We start from the raw sequence: 21,320 nt of genomic DNA on the forward strand, positions 1-21,320 counted from the left end.
AATTTATTTGGAAGGGAGAGTTGCTTTCAGGATTTTTTCAAAAGAAACAAGATCGAGCGCTCCCACGATAAATCTTCCGTTTACAAGAATCGTAGGAATCGCCCCCACACCAATGGACACGGCTTCCGAATGGTCCTTTCGCACGACTTCCTCAAATCGGGAAAGGGATTTTTCCGATGTACAAGATTCTATTAGATTCCCCGGAACGGAACTAGCCTCCAGTTTGTTTTTCATCGAAGTTAAGGAAAAAAATTTAAGTTCGTAAACAGAATCCAGGCTTTGCCAATAAAGGGGCGGACGTTCGGAATATATGCATCGCATAACGCTTAATGCCAAGAGCCCTTCTTTAGTTTCAGACTCCAACGGATAGTCCTTTCTGATCCACAAAATATCCTTTCCGTATTTTTTACGGATTGCCGCGGATGCGGGATGGCTTTTCCGACAAAAACTGCAATTGAAGTCACTCCACTCGACAATCGTCCATTTCGGGTGATCGGAATTGCCTGTTGTGATCGCATTTTTCAAATTGATTTTGGAAATTGGAAAATAGAAAGACTCATCCGAAGAAACGGATACATTCGCAATTTTAAAAATACGTGTCCAGGCAAGTCTGCGGCGGATCCCTTCTCTTTTGCTATCAATCATATCGATGGAAACGTCAAAACCGGAAGGGCCTGTTTTTTCTTTCGCATAATAACGATTAATCTGAGAATCGTCGATTTTGTTTTTTTCCGAATCTTTCCACTCCTCAAGGCTCATTCCTTTTTGTTTGGAAACGGACTGCAGCTTTCTCAGATTTTCTTCTTTTCCCAAAGTCGTTTTGACGGAGACTTCAGCGGGAAGAGACTCGGGAAAATAAAGATCAGCGGTTTTTGAATCCTCAGTGCAATGGGAAAAAACAAATAACACACCGAAAACCAATACAAAGAAAAGATAAAGACGAAGCATTTCCAAAAGGATAAAAATGCATTGGAAGACTTCAAGATAAAAACAATCCGCCTACATCAAATACCTTTTTCCCAACCGGCCTCTTCGATTCGGATTGGCTCCGTATTCAAGTAACAAATCGGAAATCTCACCTAATCCATCATAACTATTTGCAATATGCAAAGGAGTCACTTGGTTCGCATCAAGACCGGAAGACGGAAGAGTTTCTAAAAAATAAGGGTAATCCGAATCTAAGAATCGGAATTGTAAAAATGAGACATTAACGACAAACTCAATCTTCGAGTCCTGTAAGTATCGGACAATCCGGTCTATGGTCTCCGTGACAATGTTTGGTAAGATGTTTTAATGTGGAAACCATCGCCTGCAATTCCTGAATTTTAGTTTCCATATTTTTTAAATGTAACATCGCAAGAGTTTTTACCTGTGAACTTGCTCTTGACTTATTACGCCAAAGGCTGACCAATTTTTTAATATCCTGCAAAGGAAAACCTAAGTTTCTCGCTTTTTTTACAAATCTCAAAATATGCGCATCGCTCTCGGAATAAACCCGGTAGCCCGATTCCGCACGGAATGCTTTAGGGATGAGTCCGATGGATTCGTAATGACGAACCATTTTGGAATTGATCCCCGAAACCTTTGCCACTTCTCCAATATTCATGACCAATCCTCCCGATTTACAAATGAATGGATTTTCTCAACCTTCCTATGATTAGAAGGTTGAGAAAAGAAAGTTAAATTTTTTTTAGAAAAATCCGTATTTTTTCCAACATTCATCTTGACCTTCCCATCATAGGAAGGTTGAAAATGAAATAAGACCATCCGGGATCATTTTCACTGTTAAGGAGATTCATTTATGGAAATTTCGGAAAAACAAACAAACATTACTCTGGATCTCTATGGAATGACATGTGCCAACTGCGCTCTTCGAATCGAGAGAGGATTGCAGAAAACTCCCGGAATCAAGGAAGCAAGAGTCAACTTTGCAATGGAAAGCGCATTCGTGAAACATGACTCAACAGTTGTAAATGAGGATCTGATAAAAATCGTAGAGTCTTTGGGCTATAAGGCGGCAAAGCACGATTCATCCGATCCTTCCTATCATGAATCCGAGCAGGAAAAAGAAAAGAACCGATTGAAAACCCGATTTTTCATTTCTTGTCTTTTTTCTATCCCTCTGCTTTATACAATGGTAGGTCATTTCAAGGCTTTATCATTTATTCCGATTCCAGAATGGCTACTGTCTCCTTTATTCCAACTTGCACTTGCCACACCGGTTCAAGTTTGGATCGGTTTTCCCTTTTACAAAGGAGCTTATCGCTCTTTAAAAAACAAGATGGCCAATATGGATGTTTTGGTTGCACTGGGAACATCGGCAGCATTCGGTTACAGCTTGGTGGCTACCGTTCTTTGGTATCTGCAGAGAAGTTCAAACCCGATTCATACGGAACACTTATCTCTGCCTCATCTATATTACGAAACTTCCGGAGTGCTTTTGACTTTTCTATTAGGTGGAAAACTTTTGGAAACAATTGCGAAAAACAAAAGCTCGATAGCAATTAAATCATTGTTAGGTCTAAAATCAAATTTTGCCTCGGTCAAAAAAGGAGATTCGTTCGAAGAAGTTCCCTCTGCATTTTTAAAACCGGGAGACATCATCCAAATCCGTCCCGGAGAAAAAATTTCCGCGGACGGATTTATTACGGAAGGACATTCCGATGTCAATGAATCCATGTTAACCGGAGAGAGTTTTCCTGTTGAGAAAAAAATCGGAGACCCGGTGCTCGGAGGAACGATCAACGGAAACGGTTCGTTGATCTTCAAAGCAACAAAAATCGGAGATCAAACCGTTCTATCATCCATCATTCGATCCGTAGAGGAAGCGCAAACCTCCAAAGCTCCCATTCAAAAACTGGCAGACCGGATTTCATCCGTATTTGTTCCCGTAGTTGTGTGTATCGCCTTAATTGATTTTTTAATTTGGTTTTTCTATTTAGAACCTGGAAATATCGGTTCCGCTTTGGAAAAAGCGATCGCAGTACTAGTAATCGCATGTCCTTGTGCTTTGGGGCTTGCCACACCTGTTTCTTTATTAGTAGGCACGACAAAAGCTGCAAAGTCAGGAATTTTAATTCGAGATGCAGAAAGTTTGGAAACTGCGGCTCATTTGAAAGTAGTAGCGTTTGATAAAACGGGAACTTTGACGGAAGGTAATCCGATTGTCACAGATTACGAAACTTCCGGAGAAGAAGAAGATCAGATTCTCTCAAAGATTGCTTCGGCTGAATCTGCCTCCGAACATCCGTTAGCAAAATCAATTGTAGAATTTGTAAAATCAAAAGGAATATACATCATCCCTCCAAGAGACTTTCAATCGGTACCCGGGGGGGGAATTCGCGCAAGAGTGGGAGACGATTTCATATTAGCCGGAAAACTAGATTATATTTTGACAAGCGGCGGCAAACCTCCCGAAGAACTTCTTGAAATCGGTAAATCCTGGGAAGAAAAAGGAAAGTCCATCGTCTGGGGAAAATTAGACGGTATCCGTTCCCTATGGGCCCTATTTGGCTTGGAAGACAAAATCAAAGAGTCGGGCAAAACAGCAATCCTTGCTTTGAAAGAACTTGGCATTGAACCAGTGTTATTGACCGGGGATTTGGAAAAAAATGCAAAATTAATTGCCGATCAAGTAGGGATTTCAAAAATCCATGCATCCCTCAACCCGAACCAAAAATTGGATCTCATTTCAAATTTTCAGAATTCAATGGGCGCAGTTGGAATGGCAGGAGACGGGATCAACGATGCGCCGGCACTTGCCAAAGCTGACGTTGGTTTTGCGATGGGAAACGGAACAGACATTGCGATGGAAACAGCGGGAATCGTGATCATCAAAGGTGACTTACAAAGATTAGTTGATTCTGTGAGAATCAGCAAAGCAACCGTTCGAAATATCAAACAAAATCTATTTTGGGCTTTTGCCTATAACGCAATCGGAATCCCTGTTGCGGCCTCCGGTTTGCTTGCACCTTGGGTGGCCGGCCTCGCCATGGCCTTGAGCTCCGTCTCAGTGGTATTGAATGCCTTACGACTGAGAAGAGAAAAAGAGACATAATTTTCCGTAGGGTGGGAGAGCCCCCGCCCCTTCGAGCGCCCATAGAAGCGAGAAGTATCCGAAGGATCATCAGCAAAGCTGATCTTAGGGTGGGGAGGTGTGGATCGTGGGAAGCCGCGCTCCCCAAACCCCTACCACATCCCGGTCGATTTCACAAACCTTATCCTGCTTTCGCATAAAATAATTCTAAAAAGTTCGCCTTTTTGTCTCAGGACGATCTGAAATTCACACGTCTAAATCCGGTTGACTTTTAAAATTTTTAGGTCAATTTATTTCTCCAATTCCCAAATAGAGGTTTTCATGAAGAATATTCTTTTATCAGCCGTTCTGCTATTCGGTCTTTCTGTATCTAGCTTGCTGTTCGCAGAGGAAGACACCGCTCCGGAAAAACCACCAAGCTCAGGTTATTATATAATATTGTATAAAGGTTATTCGATCAACCTGGATGTAACATACAACGGTTATACGGTTACGAGTTCAAAAGGAAGCGATATTTCCGGTCAAGCGGATGTAAACTTTTGGACAGTTCCCGGAAAAAACGAAATCAAAATCAAAATTTCCGCTCGTAAAAGTAAAGATAATAAAGAAGATTCTTTTGGAAAAAAAGCATCCGTTCGTTTGCTCATCGGGCAACAAGGCCAATTTCCTGATGAAGGGGAGGAGGTTTCCAATTTCGAATGGGAAGAAAAAGAAGATTCCACTTTACCATTGGAAAAAACAATTGAATTCACTCCCCCTTTTCTTCCTCCATCTAACCTTTGGAAGTCGGCAGAAAAAATAGAATGGAACTCTGACACTCAAAAATCGGCTTTGGAATTTGTAGATTCTTTTTCAAAAGCATTGAATAGCAAAGATTTCAAACAGATATATCCTTTCATCGAATTTAGAGCCAAAGACACTTCCGAAACCAGATACTTCCCTTATAAACCGGAAGAAGAAAAAAAAGCATTGGAAGGAATGATCAAAGCAATAGGATCTACCTGGAAATTGGAAAAGAAAAATGTAAAATTCGGAACCATTTGCAACGGAATGATCGGAACATTAACAACCGCTAAAGGAGATCCTATTCTTACTGCGAAAAAAGGAGCGGCTCTTCCCCTCAATTTGGGAAAGATCGCAGGAAAATGGATGATTGCCAGGTAATCAGGGTCATTTTTCCCTGGGGAAAAAGTCTCCAGGGCTTTCCTTACGGTAGTTTCGTATCACTAAGGGCATGTTTAATTTCTTTCATTTGAATTTCCTTTCCTCTGAAAAAAACTTTTGCCTTTGCAGGATCTATATCACCTAATAATGATTTTCCTTTTAAACATTTGACCAAACAGGTTTCCAGATCCTTTTTCAAATCCGTCGCCGAATGTATATTTTGCGATTTCAATTGTCCCCCGCTTCCTCCGAAGATTGTGGCTTCAAAAAATTCGGATACTCTGGAAATCCCGAACAAACCGTCCCAATCCAATCCCCAAAATTCATTTAAGTAAAGATAGGCGGACTCAACTTCCTTTCTAAGTTTCTCCGAAGGATTCATTCTCCAAGAAACGAGAGGGTTCATCAATGCATTGAAAACTACATTTAAAAAAGTATTATCCCATAGGTTGGAAAATCGGGAGTCTTCCGCACGGAGGAGTGCGTTGAATTCAAGTTCCATCAGGGAACCTGCCTCTTTCATTTGTTTTTGCATTCGTTGGAAGTAATGTTCCATCTGAGGATTGGATATTACCCCTTTCCCATCGGAGGAAAAATCGCTTCCGCTTTGAAGCATTTTTTCCAGACCATTCCGCATTACTTCACTTAAGTGAGATCTGGACATTTCCAAAAACAAGTTTTCTTCTTCCAATTTGCACAAAAACTCAGGACCAGTCCTGCTTTCCTTTTCCAATTGAAATACTCTCTCGTATACCTTTTTGGTTTCAGATAAATTTGTATCCTTAGGTAAGGACTCATATGCAAGATGATATCCCTTTGCAATCTCAGAAGGAGTGGGAATCGTAGTTCTTCTGGGAGATAGTTTGGATTGTTCCAGCGCTAATTTGCTATAGTAGCCGATGATCCGATTGAAATGATCTTTGGCGGATGCCTTTTCCATAAATTCAGTATAAGAGTTTTTCTCCGCCAGTTCCTCCATCTCTCGGATTAAAGCTTCCGCCTCCAAAGCGATTTTATTTTCTTTCGGAAGAAGATCTATATAAGGACTGATCCCAGCTTTATATCCGTCGATTAAGCCGCGCAAACCCTCTTCCATATTAAATCACACTCCCTATTGTTTTTTCGAATGTTTGTTTCAATTGAAGAAGTTTGTCCTTCGGAAATACGTTTATATACAAATAAGGTTTTTGAAAAAAAGATTCGAAACCGAATTCCGGATCAGAGTTTTTGATTTTTTCCCATTCCTCTTTGACAAGTGCAGCGAAATGCAATTTATCTTTCTTCTCAGGCTTGATTTGCAATTCTGCGAGATAGTTTAAAAATAAAAAAGCAGAGTTCAACCGTTCTGAAGCGATATTCTCCAATCCCATTCCTATGGGAAGTTTTGTTGCCAAATCAGAATAACTTTGGCAAGACTTTGCTGTCGTATATTTATTGTTTGCTGATTCGGAAAATTCCTTCAAACCGAGGGATTCATACAGCTCTATGATCGATTTGTAACGATCCAAATGTTCGGAACGAGCTACCGGAAAAAAATCGGCGAACTCTCCCAATCGTTCCAAATACTCTTCATAAGATCCTCCTTGTTTGGCATATAGGATGATTTTTTCATAGACCGGGATTTGATAGGAATTCAATTCAGGATTCTTTTTTAATTTGGAAAGTCTGGATTCCAAATAACGTATGTGATATGACATTTCCTCGGAAAGCATTACTTGCTCCTTTAAATAACTGGAATCTTTGCTAATTCCTGAAATTCTTTCCATTGATAGACCGTAGTTTTAGGAACGGAAGGAATTTTTTCAGTCAAAGCAATTTGTGCAATCGACTTACCTAAATCGGAAACCGTTACCCCGCGCAAATTGGAAAAACCACCGAAAAATAAAGGACCTATTTTCGGCCAAAGAAATAAAACCACAGCCTGCATTTTTCCGTAACGATTATTAGGTGTCAATATCATGGAAGGTCTGAATAAACTTAACACATCAAATTGCAAAGCACGAAGTCCTTCTTCTATTTCACCTTTGGTTCTCAAATAAAAAGAGGACGATTTTTTATCGGCTCCTACCGAACCTAAAAGTAAAAAATGTTTTACTCCTTTCGACTTGCATGTTTTGGCAAAATCCAAAACAGCATCCTTATCAATTCGAACGAACTCCTCCCTACTCATTTTGGAAGGTTCACCTACTCCTAGCGTACATATTGCCGTTTCATATTCAGGCAAATAGTCCGAATAAGAAGAAGGATTCAAAATATCAATGTTATGTTGTATAAGAGTGATTGATTCAGCCAAACTTGCGATTTCTATTTTTTTCCTGCCTAAAAAAGCCAAATGAGAAATCATACTCGAGGAAAACAATGTTTTCCAAGTCTCCGTTCCCACAGCTCCGGAAGCACCTAGCATCAAAATTTTCTTTTTTTCGCTCATGACTCAATTCCTTCCTTTTTGCCTCCACTGAATTTCAATGGACAAGAAAATCTATCTATCTTAAAATTTTATGTCAAGAGTATATCCAGTCTATGAATTTTAGAGTTTATTACTTTTTGGTCTCTCTTTTTTTATTCGCCTGGACCGTGAGCTCACTCTATTGCGAAGAAAAAGAAACGGAAACCGGCAGCAAAAAGGAAAAAATATCTTCCTTCGAATTTTTTCTCAAAAGACAAACCTATCACTTCACTCCTTATGAATACACTTCTCTAACGGAGACCCCAGATCCAAACCGACCCGTAAGCGCAGGAAAACTCAACCAAAACTCGAAAGTTTTGATACCGTTTGTATTCAGTTATGATAACTATGAAAAAAATTACAGACTGGAAATTTCTTATTTTGAAATGGAAATCGTAAATCCGAATAGCGTCGTTCTACGAACAGAGGGGAATCAAATTTCAATGACCAGGGAATATATAACGCCAGTAACGCGATCTGAACTGGAAGTAAACGCTTATAGGAAATTTTCCATAGGGAAAGGCTGGAGTCTTTATACTGGAGGAGGAATTAGAAATATTAATAAATACAAATACGGAAGTTATGTAAGTGAAGGCGCTTTCCAGGAATATTTTTTCACATACGGACCGCAACTTTCGATCAAATCCGTTCATTCCATCACATCTGATATTCAATTTTCAATCGGTTTGGATGGTTTTTATACACAAGGAAATCGTTTTTTAAAAGATCCGATTCTCAGTTCACAAACCTTTCTCTTGCCCATAAGCACTGCAGGAACGGAAGGAATTTATCGGGGCTATGAATTGGATCTATCTTTGAGTTATCGTTTTTTTGAAAATTTTAAGTTCTACATAGGATACAATCAGATCGAATCCAAGTTTAGTTATCTTGACTTGCACCAAGTCAATGTTATCTATCTAAATTCGCAATGGAATGGAAATAATTTTTCCTTAACGGGAGTCCCTGCCGTTTCGCAACCGATCCGTTCGGGAAACTTTGAAATATTGAAAGGAGTCTATTTCGGAGGTTCCGTTAATTTCTAAAAATTCGGGTTCTTATAAAAATCCTTCTTATTTTTTCCTTTAGCTGTCACAAACCGCATGCGGCCTTCGTCTTTCTTTCAGGAAAAAATACAATAAACCCAAGATTTAATCACACAAAAGCTTATCCTGAAGCATCTCAAATTATGCTGAAAAACGAAGAATTTGCCCAAAGCAGCGGAATCGAACCGAAACTCTATGAGCTGATCAAAATCCGTGTTTCTCAAATCAACGGTTGTGCCTTTTGCATAGACATGCATACATCTGACACGAGAAAGGCGGGAGAAGAAGAAAAAAGAATCTATCTACTCAATGCCTGGAGAGAAACATCCTTTTATTCGGACAAAGAAAAAGCGGCATTGGAGTATAGCCTAGTTTTTACTCATCAAGAGCAACTCTTGCGATTGTTTTCGGATGGAATGTATATTGTCTTCCAGATCGCGAGAGGTTCTTGATATTTCATTTACTTCCACTTCCAAAGATTGGATCCCTTTGCTCGCTTCCTTCTGGCCCAGGATTTGCTCGGTGGTGCTGATGGAAATATTGGATGAAAGTATATCGATGTCGGACAGTTCCAATAAAAAGTTTTCTATAATACGTTTTTGTTTGTCATACATCTGATTCATGGCAGTGATTTTTTCCAATGTATGAATAAGTTTTCCTATTTGCGAATTCGTCAGATTACCGGTGCTAGTTGATGCATTTGTGGCTTCCCGGATATAGGTTCTGGATTCGGTGACTACAGTCGAAATGATTTTCGCATTTTTTGCAGTGAAGTCGGCGAGTTTACTTACTTCCGTTGCAACGACAGCAAAACCCCGGCCGACATCTCCTGCCCGTGCCGCTTCAATAGATGCATTTAATGCCAGTAAGTTGGTCTTGTCTCCGATCTCAGCCATGATTTTGTTGATTTCGTCCACTTTATCGAAAGATGAATGAATCGATTCCAAAAATCTGCTAGTTTTTTCAGAAACATGGGCTACGTTTTCCGTATCGGCTTTGTTTTCTTCCGCGATCTTCACCAAATCCTTGCTATACTGAAAAATAGTTTCCACAATTGATTTCAACTCTTTGGAATCTGCGGATAATTTCTTTACTTTTTGGTTTTGGTCTTCAATCGAATTGGAGTTGGAAATAAAAGAGCTGGAAAGTTCTTCGATGACTGCCGTGATCTCTTCAAGTGATGCAGCCTGCGATTCCAATTTATTCGAAGTATTGGATACGTAATTGCTAAACGCACCTATGGAATGTTCCAGTTGTTCCGCAGAGTTTTTAATGATATCTCTGTTGGCATTGCTACTATCCAATAATTTTTTCGCCTCTTCCGCTTTGACAGACCCGATCCTTCCTATTTTATTGAATAAATTTACAAGTACGGATATGATCAACCCGCCGGTAAAAATAAAAACAGGCTTCAGAACCTCTGTAGATAGTCCCGCATAACCCGGCTGCGACGAAAGATTCGGTTTTTCAGTAAGCTGAATTCCTCCGATCTTCACTGCAACAAAAAGCCCGATGCTTGCTCCTATGGCGGCGACAACAGATGTAGTTAGAACGAATCGTCTGTCTCCCAAAAATCCCGAATAACTTAAAATGAAAAAATAAATGAAATAAACAACAATATTGGACAAGGCCGACTTTGCTTCCACCGTCCCGAGGGCAGAATCCAAGATGATCGTAAGAGAAAGAAGGATGATATCCAAGATCACGAGTGATTTGTGAAACAAATCGGGAGGATTGCCTTTTTTTTGCCAAATATAGGAAACTAAACAATAGATCGCCATAATTACGGTTGCCCAACTATGAATTTGAAACATAACGGGCTGAAATGAATCTTTGGCACCAGCCAAAGACAATGTAAAAAGAATCACTAGTCCAAAACGGATTCGATTGATAATGATTTTTCCCTTAATCCATAAATCTTCGATCTGTTCAATCTGTCCGTGCAAAATTTACCTACCTTAACGCCCGAAGGGCAAATGAAAAATAAGACTTAAGCGAATCATTTAGCATACCCATTTGCAATCAATAATTTGCATTTCAGTTTTTACTTTACGATTCATCTAAGATTTATCCTTTGCACTCACAAGTTACACTCTTGAATTTTTATTTGGATATACGCACCTTATACTTTTGTTATGCCACAATCTGCGGAATTGCATTTCTTCAGCTTTGGACAATGTTTGAAACAAAAAAAAGATACGAAGGCGTTTCCATCTGGCTTTTTGGAATTTTATTTCTGACACTTGGTTCGCTTCTCGCCGGACTAAAAGACATCATTCCCGATTACATCATCGGCGGAAATACGTTCATTCTGGTTAGTTTTACTTTCACCACACATGGGATTCAAAAACTGAAAGAATCGAAACTCCCTACCTGGCCAACTTATTTGATTCTTACACTCGGTATCATTACATTCGTAGTCGTTGCAAACGCGAACGATAGGATGAAACTGATCAGTTATTACGGAATAAACAACCCGGAAACGGATTACCTGAGTATGGGATCTTCCCATGGCGTCCTATCTGCTCGTTACGATGGCCGTAATATTCTTGTTAATCGTTACATTCGTCCTGCTTGTAAACGAACGTTTGGAAACCGAACTCATTGATGCAAATGCAATGAAGAATATTTTCTTCTCCGTGATCGGGCATGATTTGCGCGGTTCTATCGGAGGGCTCAAAACTTCTTTGAAAATTCTTTCCGAAGAATCAAAAAGACCAACTGCGTTTGCAATATTCCGAAAACAATCCGGAAGATCTGGTATCCGAGTCCATTCGTTATCACGAAAAACAGGCGTTACACAAACATCTTTCCATCAAAAAAGAATTAAGCAATGAATCCGTATTTTGCGACAAACAAACAGTCACAACGATACTTAGAAACCTTATCTCCAATGCAATCAGATTTTCCCCGAAGGGAAAGAGATACTGATACGAACTTCTCATGAAAAAGATTTCGGAGTCGTGTCCGTTTCCAACTGCGGAACCGGACTCAGTGAAACGATTATGCAAAATATAGTCACTGGAAACACAATTTCGATTTTACTTCCTTCAAAACAGTAGAAATAAATTCGAATCAATGTATTAAGATTATGTTAAGATTTTGTAGAATTCCTTTCGTTATTTTATCAATTTATTTTTTTAAAGTAGTCGGATTTGCACAAACCTTTTAGAAAACTAAATGAATGGCATTTGCGAACAGGATTATATTCCTTATTTTTCCAATCTGCATCTTTCCTTTTTTTTTGCATGCAGAAGAAGAAAAGAAAAACAAAAGAATCGAACTTCATGAAGATAAAAAACTGGATGCGGAAGAACTTGCATTTAAAAAAGAAGGATTTTATTTCAATGCGCTTCCTCTCTTTAGTTCCGATCCGGTTCGTGGACAAGGCGGTGGTATCAGAGCAAATCTGTTTTTCAACGGAAAAAAGACGGATGAATATTTCGAATACCAACCGTATCAATATAAAATATCCAGCCAACTATTTCAAACAAACGAAGGAGTTCGAAATTATTTCATTTCACTAGACACACCCTATTTATTTGAGACGGCATTCCGATGGAAAACAAGTCTAGGTTGGGATTACAATCCCAATTCACAATATTTCGGTGTCGGTGAAAAATCATTAGAAGCTTTAACCCAACGTCCCAGAAATCAACCTGGTTACGGAGAATTTCGCAGCGCCAATTATAATGATTATGAAAACACACAAAGTTTAATGAGACCTCCCGCTTCATCGGGAGAAATCTACTCAAAATATTCCGATCAAGGATACAATCAATATACATTCAATTCCACTACATTGTTTAACAGTGTAGATTATACTTTCTGGAAAGCTTGGAAATGGATTGCAGCAAACGAAATCTCAAAGAATATAATCCGTCATTCCGACAAAGGATGGAATCCTTCAAAAGATCCGTTACTAGACAATTCCATTTGGGAAACTGCCGTTCCGAACAGCGATTCCAAACTCACGGAAGATTACAAAGAAGGAAAAATAATCGGCTACAACGGCGGCCAAGCCAATTACTTCAGAACCGGTTTGGCTTATGATACAAGGGATTTTGAACCTGACCCGGACAGTGGAATTTTAGTTGAGTTTAACATTGCGAATGTTTCCAAAAGAACAGGATCAAGTTTCAATTATAATAAGCTTTTTTTTCAGACAAAATACTTTTATAAAATATTTCCATCCGTTTTCGAAGAACTGGTATTTGCCACGAGGTTAGCGGCTTCCTACTCTTCTTCAGGAACTCCTTTTTCCGAGATTCGTTATATGTGGAGTGTCGACGGACCATTTACGGGAATGGGAGGTTTACAAACAGTGAGAGGATACAGACAAGACAGGTTTGTCGGAACTATGGTCGGCTTCGGAAGTTTTGAACTGAGATGGAGATTCGCAACACTTACATTAGGTGATCAACATTTTACATTCAGTCTGGTTCCTTTTTACGATTATGGCAGAGTCTGGGATTCTGAAAAAAATATCGGTTTGAAAGGATATAAGTTTTCATGGGGACAGGGACTGAGAATTATTTGGAACCAGGCAACGGTGATACTGATTGATGTGGCAAAATCAAAAGAAGACACTCAGATGTTCGTTGATTTTGCACATGCATTTTAATTCTAACTCTAATTAGGTTTTAATTCTTTTTTGATCTTGGGAATTTCATAAGCACAAATGGAATATAACATCTTTTTATCAATGTATTCATAAGCACGGGTAAGATCTTTCGCCCAAAAAGAATCCATTTTGTCCCAAGGAACTTTGGGATATTTCAATTTTTCGGATTGAGGGATTTTCAAGGATTCTTTATGAATCATTCCCAAAAACTGTTCCGCATAATAGGCATCGTCGTTTTCATCGGAAAATTCCTGGATTTGGTTTTTATAGATGAAATTTTCCAACTCGTTGCAAAAGAAAATCAATTCAGAAAACATAATTCAATCCTCACCTCATTGTTCCTTCTATGGAAAATGCCAATTCCTACCGAACCATAAAAATTTTCATTGAACCGGATAAATGGGCCCGTATAATCTTTCCATTCGATTCGCCATGCAAACTAGTAACACGACTCAGAACGTTTTTCCTAAAATCGCCATCCTGGGAATGGGTGCAATCACTCTAAGCATCGCACGTGCACTATTCCTTAATAAAGTTCCCTATTTTGTACTCACTAGGGATGCAAAAAGAAAATCGGAACTACTAGCAAATCCTCTTTGGTACCGTTACAGCTCCGGCCCGAAGGAGCAAATTTCATTCGAAGGAATCGTTTCCACTTTGGAAGAAACCAAAGATAACTTTGATTATATCATCTTAGGTGCCAAGTCGGCAAATCTGGAAGATTCCATTCGAAAATCCATTCCTCTTTTATCGAAGGGAGGCAGATTTGTGCTGATCCAAAACGGTTTGCCCGAAGAAATCGTTTCTATTTCCGCAAATCAAATATTAGGCGGTGTTGTGGGTTGGAACACTCAAAAACTACCGGACGGAGTTTATTTTCAATCGAATGCGGGAGCACTGATCCTCGGTGGTGCCGATGAAACCACTCCGGAACCATTTTGGAAACAAGCTCTCGAACCCTATATCACGGTGATTCTATCTTCCAATTTAAAAGGCTTTCGATGGCATAAGCTGGGAATCAATTCGGTTATCAATGGTCTTTCCGCAAGTTGTCAATTGACCTTGGGGGAATTGTTCTTTAAGAAATCGGGAAGATCAGCAGCTATCCGCGTTCTTACGGAAGTGCGGAATGTCATGGAAAAGATCGGAATCAAGGAAGAAGTGGTTCCTGGCTCAGTATCTGTCGGAAAATTAGGCGACGGGAAAGGAGCGCTTCCCTTTCTATTAAGACATATCATTTTGTTTGCAATCGGAATCAAATACTACCGTATCCGAACGTCCATGGTACAAGACTTAGACGCTGGTCGCAAAACAGAGATAGACGAACTTAACGGACAGATCGTAGCAAAATCCAAAACATTGGGAATAGGCACTCCGGTAAATGATGCGATTGTAAAAAAAATAAAAAGCCTCGAAGAAGAGAAAGAAAAACCTGCGATCTTATTTTTGAAAGAGCTTGTCCGCTTATGACGAAGCTGTTATTCGTAAACTAAAAAGTTAAGTTACCTTCGTTTGCAGTTTTCCGGCAAGTACTGACTCAAATAGGAAATCGTAGCTTTTTTGGTTTCTTCTACCATCCAAGAAGTGAAATCACCATAACTTCTGTAAGAATGTTTGAGAAGAGAATCCGCAATGGAAAACGCGACTGCAAAAACTTGATCAGCTTCTTTCCAAGTAGGGATTACAAATCTTTCATCCAAACCCACCTTCGCCAGATTGGCAAGTCTCGAATCCAACTCCTGTCCTACTTGGCGCATTTCCGGGTGGCTCACCCGGTAACCGTAAATCAATCGGGGAAATGCTTTTTCCTTTTTAGTGACTTCGACTGCCACTTCAATCGATCTTTCAATGTAATCTTTCCATGTAACAAACGTTTCATTTTCAAGGGAAAGGGATTTTTCGATCAGGATTTCCGCATGGAGTAATCTGATTCCGTGAAATATGGCTTCCACATTGGGGAAAAAATGATAAGCGGAGGGTCTGGGAATTTTTGCTTTTTTGCAAATACCAGCGAAACTGATTTCTTCAGGAGATTTTTCCCTCAAAAACTCGAGTGCAATGGTAAGCAATTGAGTGCGTCTGTTTCTACCTTGGCGGCTTGTAAACTTAAAAGGACGGGAAGCAAGCTCAGGGGATAACGATGCGTCGACCAATTTATCCATACGATCAGACTCATTTAGAATCTCTCACAGTCAATTCCGTATCAAAAAGAAAAAGCTCCTGACCTTAAAAAAGGTCAGGAAAAAATCATTTCCTATTGTACTAAGAAACTATTCGTCACACCCTGATAGGAAGAAATTGCTCCTGTCCAACCGGATTTCCAATGTCCTCTGTGACGGATTCGGTAAGTGCCGGTAGGAAAAGAAGTGGTTTTCCAGGTAACGGTTACTTTTGAATAAGCAATTCCGTCCCTTTGCCATTTATACCTGGTGCTTGGATCCAAGTCGCGAACTACGGTCACCCAAGTAGATCCGTTCCATTTTTCCACATCAACAAAGCTGCTTCTGGTAAGAAGATTGTTTTTAGGGTGACCACCCCAAAAAACAGCTGTTACGGTAGCACCGCTGGAATACGAAGGAGATGTTTGAGTGACTATATCTCCAAAACTTTTAAACAAAGGAATATCGTCAAATACGACACCTGTTTGGAAAGTAGCCTGATAATTGGTAAGGTCCGGAGGAGTAGGACCTGCGGGAACAGCAGTGCCCTGACGCAAGGCAATTGCCAATTTGTCAAATTCCTGTTCGTAACCGTACAAAGTGTTCGGTCCGAATTGAGTGGAAGCACCTTCATACTGTTGGGAAGAATATTCTTCTCTTGTAGTCAAATAAGATGTGTAAGCATTGGAAAGTCCTGCTATGACGGTATACCCTATTCCATTTAACTCGGTTGCTACGATCGAACGAAGTCTACGCCCTGCCATAGTGGATACTTCGGCCGGAACTCCCAAAATAGCCAGGTTTCCGATCTTTATGATTTGTAATGGAATGATGGGAGGGGTCCAGGGATTCCCATCAAAGGTTGCAACACCAGTAGGAATGAGAACCGGTTTTTCCGCATGACAGGTTTTATACGACTCGCTGAGGGAAGCGGGCCAAATGATTCCCAGTGCTCCTCCGAGAAAACTGGAAAGAAATGCGGATCTTGCGTCTTCATTCCAGTCCAAAGAATCCACAGTGACCCCTTCATCGAAAAAGTCAACGGACACTGCATTGTCTTCCGTACTTCCCGCAGCAAAAGATGCACCCATTCCGGCAGCGCATGTGGTAGCCCCCACGGAGCCGACATATAGGTTGGAAAAATTCACATAACTATGGCGAAAGTCAACAGAGCCTGTCAATTGAGTTGAAGCGGCTGAATAAAGTGAAAGCGCTTTATTGAATTGTTTTCCGGCAATGATGTCTTGTCTTTCAAAATCATGAACCCCATCCGCAGGTCCCCATAGATTTGGAGTCACATCCCCCGCATTCGATTGTGCGAATGCCGCGACGAATGTATTGTCGGATGAATAATTGGTTCCTTTCAACTTTTCAAATGTATAAGAGGCCAATCCCTTATTATCACCACCTATCAATTTGTTTGTTGGTCCTACGTTTGTAGGATGGACTGCAAACCAATTCACCGTTCCTATTTCACGACCGTCTTCCGCCACCAGTTTCAATAAGGTCATGGTAGTATCTACATTGGAGGAATAACTGTTTCTTTCTGCCAAAGGATTCTTGTCATAAGCGACAGAAGATCTGTTCTTGCTAGCATCAGTTAGTTCCCCCTGCCCTACGAAAACCTTCCCCGGTACCAGGTTTTTATGAGCCAATTTGATGGAACGGTAAATACCATCTACAATCACATCGTAGTTTTGTTTGATAAATCCCGCAGTAGTTACGTTGTATAAAAAATAATGTGAGTATCCTCCAGGCCCGCTATGGGTGTGGGTCGCGGAAAGCAAAACATTGGATTCATTATAATAAGGAGATAGTTCCGAGTCCGAAGCAATCTTACTGCTTACACCTTGTTTTATAGATTGAAATATCATCGCCAAATCGGCACTGACAAAAACCACCCGTTTGGAAGCGTCCCCGATGATAAAGGCTCTGGACCAAAGACGCATATAAATCCCTTCCGTCTTTTGCGCCGATTCTGCAAATCCCATCATACCTACTTCTGCTGCAGGGCCTGTGATATCATAAATCCCTGCTCCTACCAAGTAAGGAGACGAACCAAGGGAAACCGCTTTTGTGGTACCTCCCACATTTCCGGATAATCCGTCTCCTAAAGAAGAGCTATTGCCGGTTTCTGCAAGACCAAGCAGATGGGACTGGGAAGTTTTTTTGTCCGAACAAGTCAGAACAAATAAAACAAGTGTTAGGTAGATGATCCCTCGGATGAGAGGGTATTGTTTAGAATTCATATGCTATCTCCAAATTTTGATTTCTTAAATGGTTGTTTTCGCATTTTCCCACCCCAAACCGGACCCGGGATCAAATTAGGGATAAATGCTAAACGATGGAAAAATTATGGCAACAAAAATAACCGACAATTGTCGGCTTTTTTCTGATCACCGTTCTTAAAACAAAAAGTTCCTAAAAAAGCCATAATTGGGCAAATCAGGGGACTTGGGGATCACCAACAGTGAGGGATAAGTTCTGAAGTAGAGAGACAAGGCGGGGATTTTCCGGGAACTTTGTTTCCCGGAAATAAATCAAAAAAGCTTCGGATAGATGCCTTTCTTTTCTTTCTTATTTTTTCAGTTTATAGCCGGTTTTAAAAATCAGCCAAACCAAAATCATACAAATGCTCAAAAATAAAAACACAGCAGCAAGGCTTACATAAACGCTCACATCGGAGATTTCATAAAAACTATATCTGAATCCGCTTACCAAATAAAGCACCGGATTCAATAGACATAGTTTTTGCCAAAAGGGAGGCAGCATACTGGCTGAATAAAAACTTCCGCCGAGAAATACCAAAGGAGTAATCACAAGCATAGGGATGATTTGCAACTTTTCAAAATTATCCGCCCAAATTCCTATGATGAACCCGAATAAACTGAATGAAACGGATGTTAGTATTAAGAACAGAATCATTAGCAAAGGATGTGCAATTTTCAAAGGAACAAATAAAGCCGAAGTGGCAAGCATGATCAGTCCGAGTATCATGGATTTGGTTGCCGCAGCACCCACAAACCCGATCACAACTTCCAACATGGTAACGGGAGCGGAAAGGATTTCATAAATCGTTCCGGTAAACTTCGGAAAATAAATCCCGAAAGATGCATTTCCGATACTTTCAGTTAACAGAGATAACATGATAAGTCCGGGAACGATAAAAGATCCGTAAGGAACTCCGTTGACTTCCTGAATCCGTGAGCCGATGGCCGCACCGAATACTACAAAGTAAAGAGATGTGGAGATTACAGGAGAAGCGATGCTTTGCATCAAAGTTCTCCAGGTTCTTGACATTTCAAAGATATAGATGGATTTGATTGCGTATAAATTCATTTTTCTTCCTTCACCAACTGAACAAAAATTTCTTCCAGAGAACTCTGGGTGGTATTTAGATCTTTAAAGGGAATTTTCGATTTTCTCAAGACATCAAGAAGATTTGTGATCCCGTTTTCCTTTGCCTGGGGATCATAAGTATAGATCAACTGTTTGCCACCGGAAACAAGTTCCAGTTCGTATCCCTTCAAAGCAGCCGGAAGTTTTTTCACTTCTATGGTCAGATCCAAACTGAGTTGCTTTTTGCCCAACTTCTGCATCAGAAGCTTTTTATCTTCAACAAGTATGATCTCTCCCTTGTTGATCACTGCAATCCGATCGGCGATCTCTTCCGCTTCTTCGATATAATGAGTAGTCAATATGATGGTTACGCCTTGTTTTCGAAGATCGCGAACGATATTCCACATGTCCTTGCGTAGTTCCACATCCACACCGGCTGTCGGTTCATCCAAAAACAAAATCTTCGGTTCGTGCGAGAGTGCTTTTGCAATGAGAACTCTTCTTTTCATTCCTCCGGAAAGAGTCATGATCATATCGTCTTTTTTTTCCCATAGAGAAAGTGATTTCAAGAGTTTTTCCAGATAACTTGGATTTGGTGCTTTTCCAAAAAGCCCCCTCGTAAAACTCACGGTAGTCCAAACCGACTCAAAGGAATGAACGCTCAGTTCTTGAGGTACAAGGCCGATCCGTGAACGTGTTTCTTTAAAATCTGCGATAATATCTTTGCCGTCGACAATCACGGAGCCATCGCTTGGATTTACGATTCCACATATAACAGAGATTAGTGTGGTCTTGCCGGCACCGTTCGGTCCCAAAAGAGCAATGATCTCTCCGTCTTCGATTTCCAGATTTACTTTCTTCAAAGCCTGAAAGCCGGAAGGATAGGACTTGGAAAGATTGACGACGGAGACTATGGATGGTTTCTGTTTTTTTTGCATAAGGTAAAATCCCTATTCCGAGCTATGATTCTTTGACCAAAAATAACATTCAGCTAAAAACAGACATCATCATTTTCAATCCGTAGTTTTTTTGCATGACGTTCACTTGTGCTAATGGAATGTCATCTAATGGATACTCTTACGATCCAAGTCCTTTTGATTCTGACAAATCCAACATAAGACTATTCCTATTGCACTTTACCAGACCACCTTAGCCATATATACGATTTTTCAAAACAAAAAGGAATACAAATCCGCAACTTGGTTCGAAAAAATATAACTGTCGATGCAGATACATTTAACGGGAGTTTGACTAAAAAATCAATACTTTGCATCCTTCTCTCCGTCTTTTCAATCACCGAAATCCATTATACATGGATTTACAAAAGCAATCTTCCCTCTTCGATTCAAACAATTACAATCTTATCAGGGTTAATATTTCTGGTATTTGTCGCTTACACTCTTTACTGTTCAAAGAGAGAAAATCTATTCAGAAGCATAGAAAGGATTTCTCAATTGCATTGGGGATGCCAAATTTGGTTGTTAAATGTCGGATCGATTCCGGCAAAGTTTGCAAGCTGATCCTAATCAGTTCTTTTCCGAGAGACATAAGCCGCAAGAAAAGAACCGAAGTTCTTATTTGTATCTTTTAGCATCCGTACATCCGAAAATTAGATGATACGGTTTTTCCTATGCAAAAAGTTTTTCAAATCTTGATTCTAATCTCAGTTTTTATATCCGGAACTGAAAATTATTCAAGCAAAGGAAACCTACAAGTTGCATTCGGTGCGGAAGAAAACCAACTTATCCTCAAATCAATCGATTCTTCCGTTTCCAACTTTGGCGACGAAGAGGAAAAAAAACTTTATAAAAGATGCATCCAACATTATATAGAATTTCAAAGTCTGCACACTGCCGGTGATTACGGAAGAGCATACGAAAGTGTCCGAACGACTCAAAGGCTTTTGGTGATTCTCTATGAAAGGATATTAACCAAAAACATTCTATTTATCCGTTTCGAAATCAATCGATTGGCAAGGGTTGCAAAAGGAAAAGAAAGAACGGAAACAAATGCCTTTCTACGACTTGCACTCAGAGATCTGTCCGAAGCCGAACAAAAACTGATCATAGCCAAAAATACGCGACCTTATCTATATCTTTTAAAACTGAGAGATATGCTTTTTAGCCTGAAGATTCTAAAACACTCCGCAAAATTCTTAGTTTTACTTGCACTTCTTCACAACACGGACTTTCCCATCGAAATAGAAAATACAAGCTTTGAGTCGTTAAACGAAGATATCGACAGGGCAATCTCACAAGACAAAGAAAAATACCTGACCATTCATTGGGACAATCATTTTAAAACCTATGTCGGAGACGGAATTTATACAATGACGATGTACGAACCGAATATGGAAGAGTTGGCAAAACCATTGGATGAAATCGATCCGGCTTATGTGAGAAGGAATATTCTAAAAAAGAAATAATTTTGCAAAACCACCGCTCCTTCGCCGGTATACCGATCTAAAAGATTGACATTGAATTCGATGAGTGCCAAATATAGGAGATTG

The 21,320-nt window shown here is 40.0% G+C and carries 21 protein-coding genes and 1 pseudogene; 10 read left to right on the plus strand and 12 right to left on the minus strand.

All coding sequences use genetic code 11. From position 1 onward, the window contains the following. Positions 1-3 precede the first annotated feature (3 nt). The 3 genes and pseudogenes from EHS11_RS09045 to cueR all read right to left on the minus strand — a co-directional run bounded on the left by EHS11_RS09045 (position 4) and on the right by cueR (position 1,606). A complete protein-coding gene (locus tag EHS11_RS09045) occupies positions 4-948 on the minus strand; it encodes a DsbA family protein (RefSeq protein ID WP_135764069.1) in 945 nt (314 codons plus the stop codon). A 51-nt stretch (positions 949-999) separates the two neighbouring features. Beyond that, positions 1,000-1,131: pseudogene (locus tag EHS11_RS20405) on the minus strand (ankyrin repeat domain-containing protein); the annotation flags it as partial. Between the two features lie 88 nt (positions 1,132-1,219). Further along, entirely contained in the window at positions 1,220-1,606 is a 387-nt protein-coding gene (gene cueR / locus EHS11_RS09055; protein ID WP_135764070.1) for a Cu(I)-responsive transcriptional regulator, read from the minus strand. A gap of 195 nt (positions 1,607-1,801) precedes the next feature. On the opposite strand from cueR, the gene EHS11_RS09060 reads away from it, so the two are divergent. Further along, positions 1,802-4,057, plus strand: coding sequence for a heavy metal translocating P-type ATPase (locus tag EHS11_RS09060; protein WP_135764071.1), 2,256 nt, complete (start codon positions 1,802-1,804; stop codon positions 4,055-4,057). A 300-nt stretch (positions 4,058-4,357) separates the two neighbouring features. After that, positions 4,358-5,200, plus strand: a complete 843-nt coding sequence (locus EHS11_RS09065; RefSeq protein WP_135764072.1) for a hypothetical protein — start codon at positions 4,358-4,360, stop codon at positions 5,198-5,200. Between the two features lie 43 nt (positions 5,201-5,243). Here EHS11_RS09065 and EHS11_RS09070 read toward each other — a convergent pair whose 3' ends face one another. The 3 genes from EHS11_RS09070 to EHS11_RS09080 are packed head-to-tail and all read right to left on the minus strand — an operon-like array spanning position 5,244 to position 7,628. Beyond that, positions 5,244-6,296, minus strand: coding sequence for a hypothetical protein (locus tag EHS11_RS09070; RefSeq protein WP_135764073.1), 1,053 nt, complete (start codon positions 6,294-6,296; stop codon positions 5,244-5,246). Position 6,297: 1 nt separating this feature from the next. Continuing rightward, positions 6,298-6,966, minus strand: coding sequence for a hypothetical protein (locus tag EHS11_RS09075; RefSeq protein WP_167884393.1), 669 nt, complete (start codon positions 6,964-6,966; stop codon positions 6,298-6,300). Next, positions 6,924-7,628: an NAD(P)H-binding protein gene (locus EHS11_RS09080; protein ID WP_210413664.1), complete on the minus strand. Its 705-nt coding sequence runs from the start codon at positions 7,626-7,628 to the stop codon at positions 6,924-6,926. Before EHS11_RS09080 ends, EHS11_RS09075 begins: the two co-directional genes overlap by 43 nt. A gap of 92 nt (positions 7,629-7,720) precedes the next feature. On the opposite strand from EHS11_RS09080, the gene EHS11_RS09085 reads away from it, so the two are divergent. Together EHS11_RS09085 and EHS11_RS09090 are read left to right on the plus strand one after the other, a co-directional pair. Then, positions 7,721-8,689 (plus strand): LA_2444/LA_4059 family outer membrane protein, encoded by a 969-nt coding sequence (locus EHS11_RS09085; protein WP_135764075.1) that lies wholly within the window; start codon positions 7,721-7,723, stop codon positions 8,687-8,689. A gap of 143 nt (positions 8,690-8,832) precedes the next feature. Next, on the plus strand, positions 8,833-9,141 hold the full coding sequence (locus EHS11_RS09090; RefSeq protein WP_167884394.1) for a carboxymuconolactone decarboxylase family protein: 309 nt from the start codon (positions 8,833-8,835) through the stop codon (positions 9,139-9,141). Here EHS11_RS09090 and EHS11_RS09095 read toward each other — a convergent pair. Then, complete coding sequence (locus tag EHS11_RS09095; RefSeq protein WP_342775434.1) at positions 9,058-10,635, minus strand: methyl-accepting chemotaxis protein; 1,578 nt, start codon at positions 10,633-10,635, stop codon at positions 9,058-9,060. The genes EHS11_RS09090 and EHS11_RS09095 overlap by 84 nt on opposite strands. Before the next feature lie 128 nt (positions 10,636-10,763). Between EHS11_RS09095 and EHS11_RS09100 the strand changes: the two genes are divergently transcribed. The 3 genes from EHS11_RS09100 to omp85 all read left to right on the plus strand — a co-directional run bounded on the left by EHS11_RS09100 (position 10,764) and on the right by omp85 (position 13,313). Next, entirely contained in the window at positions 10,764-11,297 is a 534-nt protein-coding gene (locus EHS11_RS09100) for a hypothetical protein (RefSeq protein WP_135764076.1), read from the plus strand. A gap of 119 nt (positions 11,298-11,416) precedes the next feature. After that, complete coding sequence (locus tag EHS11_RS09105; protein ID WP_135764077.1) at positions 11,417-11,620, plus strand: HAMP domain-containing histidine kinase; 204 nt, start codon at positions 11,417-11,419, stop codon at positions 11,618-11,620. A 253-nt stretch (positions 11,621-11,873) separates the two neighbouring features. Beyond that, complete coding sequence (omp85, locus tag EHS11_RS09110; RefSeq protein ID WP_135764078.1) at positions 11,874-13,313, plus strand: Omp85 family outer membrane protein; 1,440 nt, start codon at positions 11,874-11,876, stop codon at positions 13,311-13,313. Positions 13,314-13,321: 8 nt separating this feature from the next. Here the strand turns inward: omp85 and EHS11_RS09115 are convergent, their stop codons facing one another. Further along, entirely contained in the window at positions 13,322-13,630 is a 309-nt protein-coding gene (locus tag EHS11_RS09115) for a ribonuclease HepT family protein (RefSeq protein WP_135764079.1), read from the minus strand. 82 nt (positions 13,631-13,712) lie between these two features. Between EHS11_RS09115 and EHS11_RS09120 the strand changes: the two genes are divergently transcribed. Next, positions 13,713-14,783 carry a ketopantoate reductase family protein gene (locus EHS11_RS09120; protein WP_246047727.1) on the plus strand — a complete coding sequence of 357 codons (1,071 nt, stop codon included), beginning with the start codon at positions 13,713-13,715 and terminating at the stop codon, positions 14,781-14,783. 32 nt (positions 14,784-14,815) lie between these two features. Here the strand turns inward: EHS11_RS09120 and EHS11_RS09125 are convergent, their stop codons facing one another. The 4 genes from EHS11_RS09125 to EHS11_RS09140 form a co-directional block, all read right to left on the minus strand. Then, on the minus strand, positions 14,816-15,475 hold the full coding sequence (locus EHS11_RS09125; RefSeq protein ID WP_135764080.1) for a TetR/AcrR family transcriptional regulator: 660 nt from the start codon (positions 15,473-15,475) through the stop codon (positions 14,816-14,818). A gap of 92 nt (positions 15,476-15,567) precedes the next feature. Next, entirely contained in the window at positions 15,568-17,721 is a 2,154-nt protein-coding gene (locus EHS11_RS09130; protein WP_135764081.1) for a neutral/alkaline ceramidase, read from the minus strand. Between the two features lie 328 nt (positions 17,722-18,049). After that, a complete protein-coding gene (locus EHS11_RS09135; RefSeq protein ID WP_135764082.1) occupies positions 18,050-18,811 on the minus strand; it encodes an ABC transporter permease in 762 nt (253 codons plus the stop codon). Continuing rightward, positions 18,808-19,749, minus strand: a complete 942-nt coding sequence (locus EHS11_RS09140; RefSeq protein WP_135764083.1) for an ABC transporter ATP-binding protein — start codon at positions 19,747-19,749, stop codon at positions 18,808-18,810. The genes EHS11_RS09135 and EHS11_RS09140 overlap by 4 nt, the downstream gene beginning before the upstream one ends. A 261-nt stretch (positions 19,750-20,010) precedes the next feature. On the opposite strand from EHS11_RS09140, the gene EHS11_RS09145 reads away from it, so the two are divergent. Continuing rightward, the gene (locus EHS11_RS09145; RefSeq protein WP_167884395.1) at positions 20,011-20,331 is read left to right on the plus strand and encodes a hypothetical protein; all 321 of its coding nucleotides are present in this window, start codon (positions 20,011-20,013) and stop codon (positions 20,329-20,331) included. Positions 20,332-20,462: 131 nt separating this feature from the next. Next, complete coding sequence (locus tag EHS11_RS09150) at positions 20,463-21,236, plus strand: adhesin OmpL37 family surface protein (RefSeq protein WP_210413665.1); 774 nt, start codon at positions 20,463-20,465, stop codon at positions 21,234-21,236. The last annotated feature ends 84 nt before the right edge of the window (positions 21,237-21,320 follow it).

The sequence above is a fragment of the Leptospira ilyithenensis genome, assembly GCF_004771005.1.
GTDB classification, from domain to species: domain Bacteria; phylum Spirochaetota; class Leptospiria; order Leptospirales; family Leptospiraceae; genus Leptospira_A; species Leptospira_A ilyithenensis.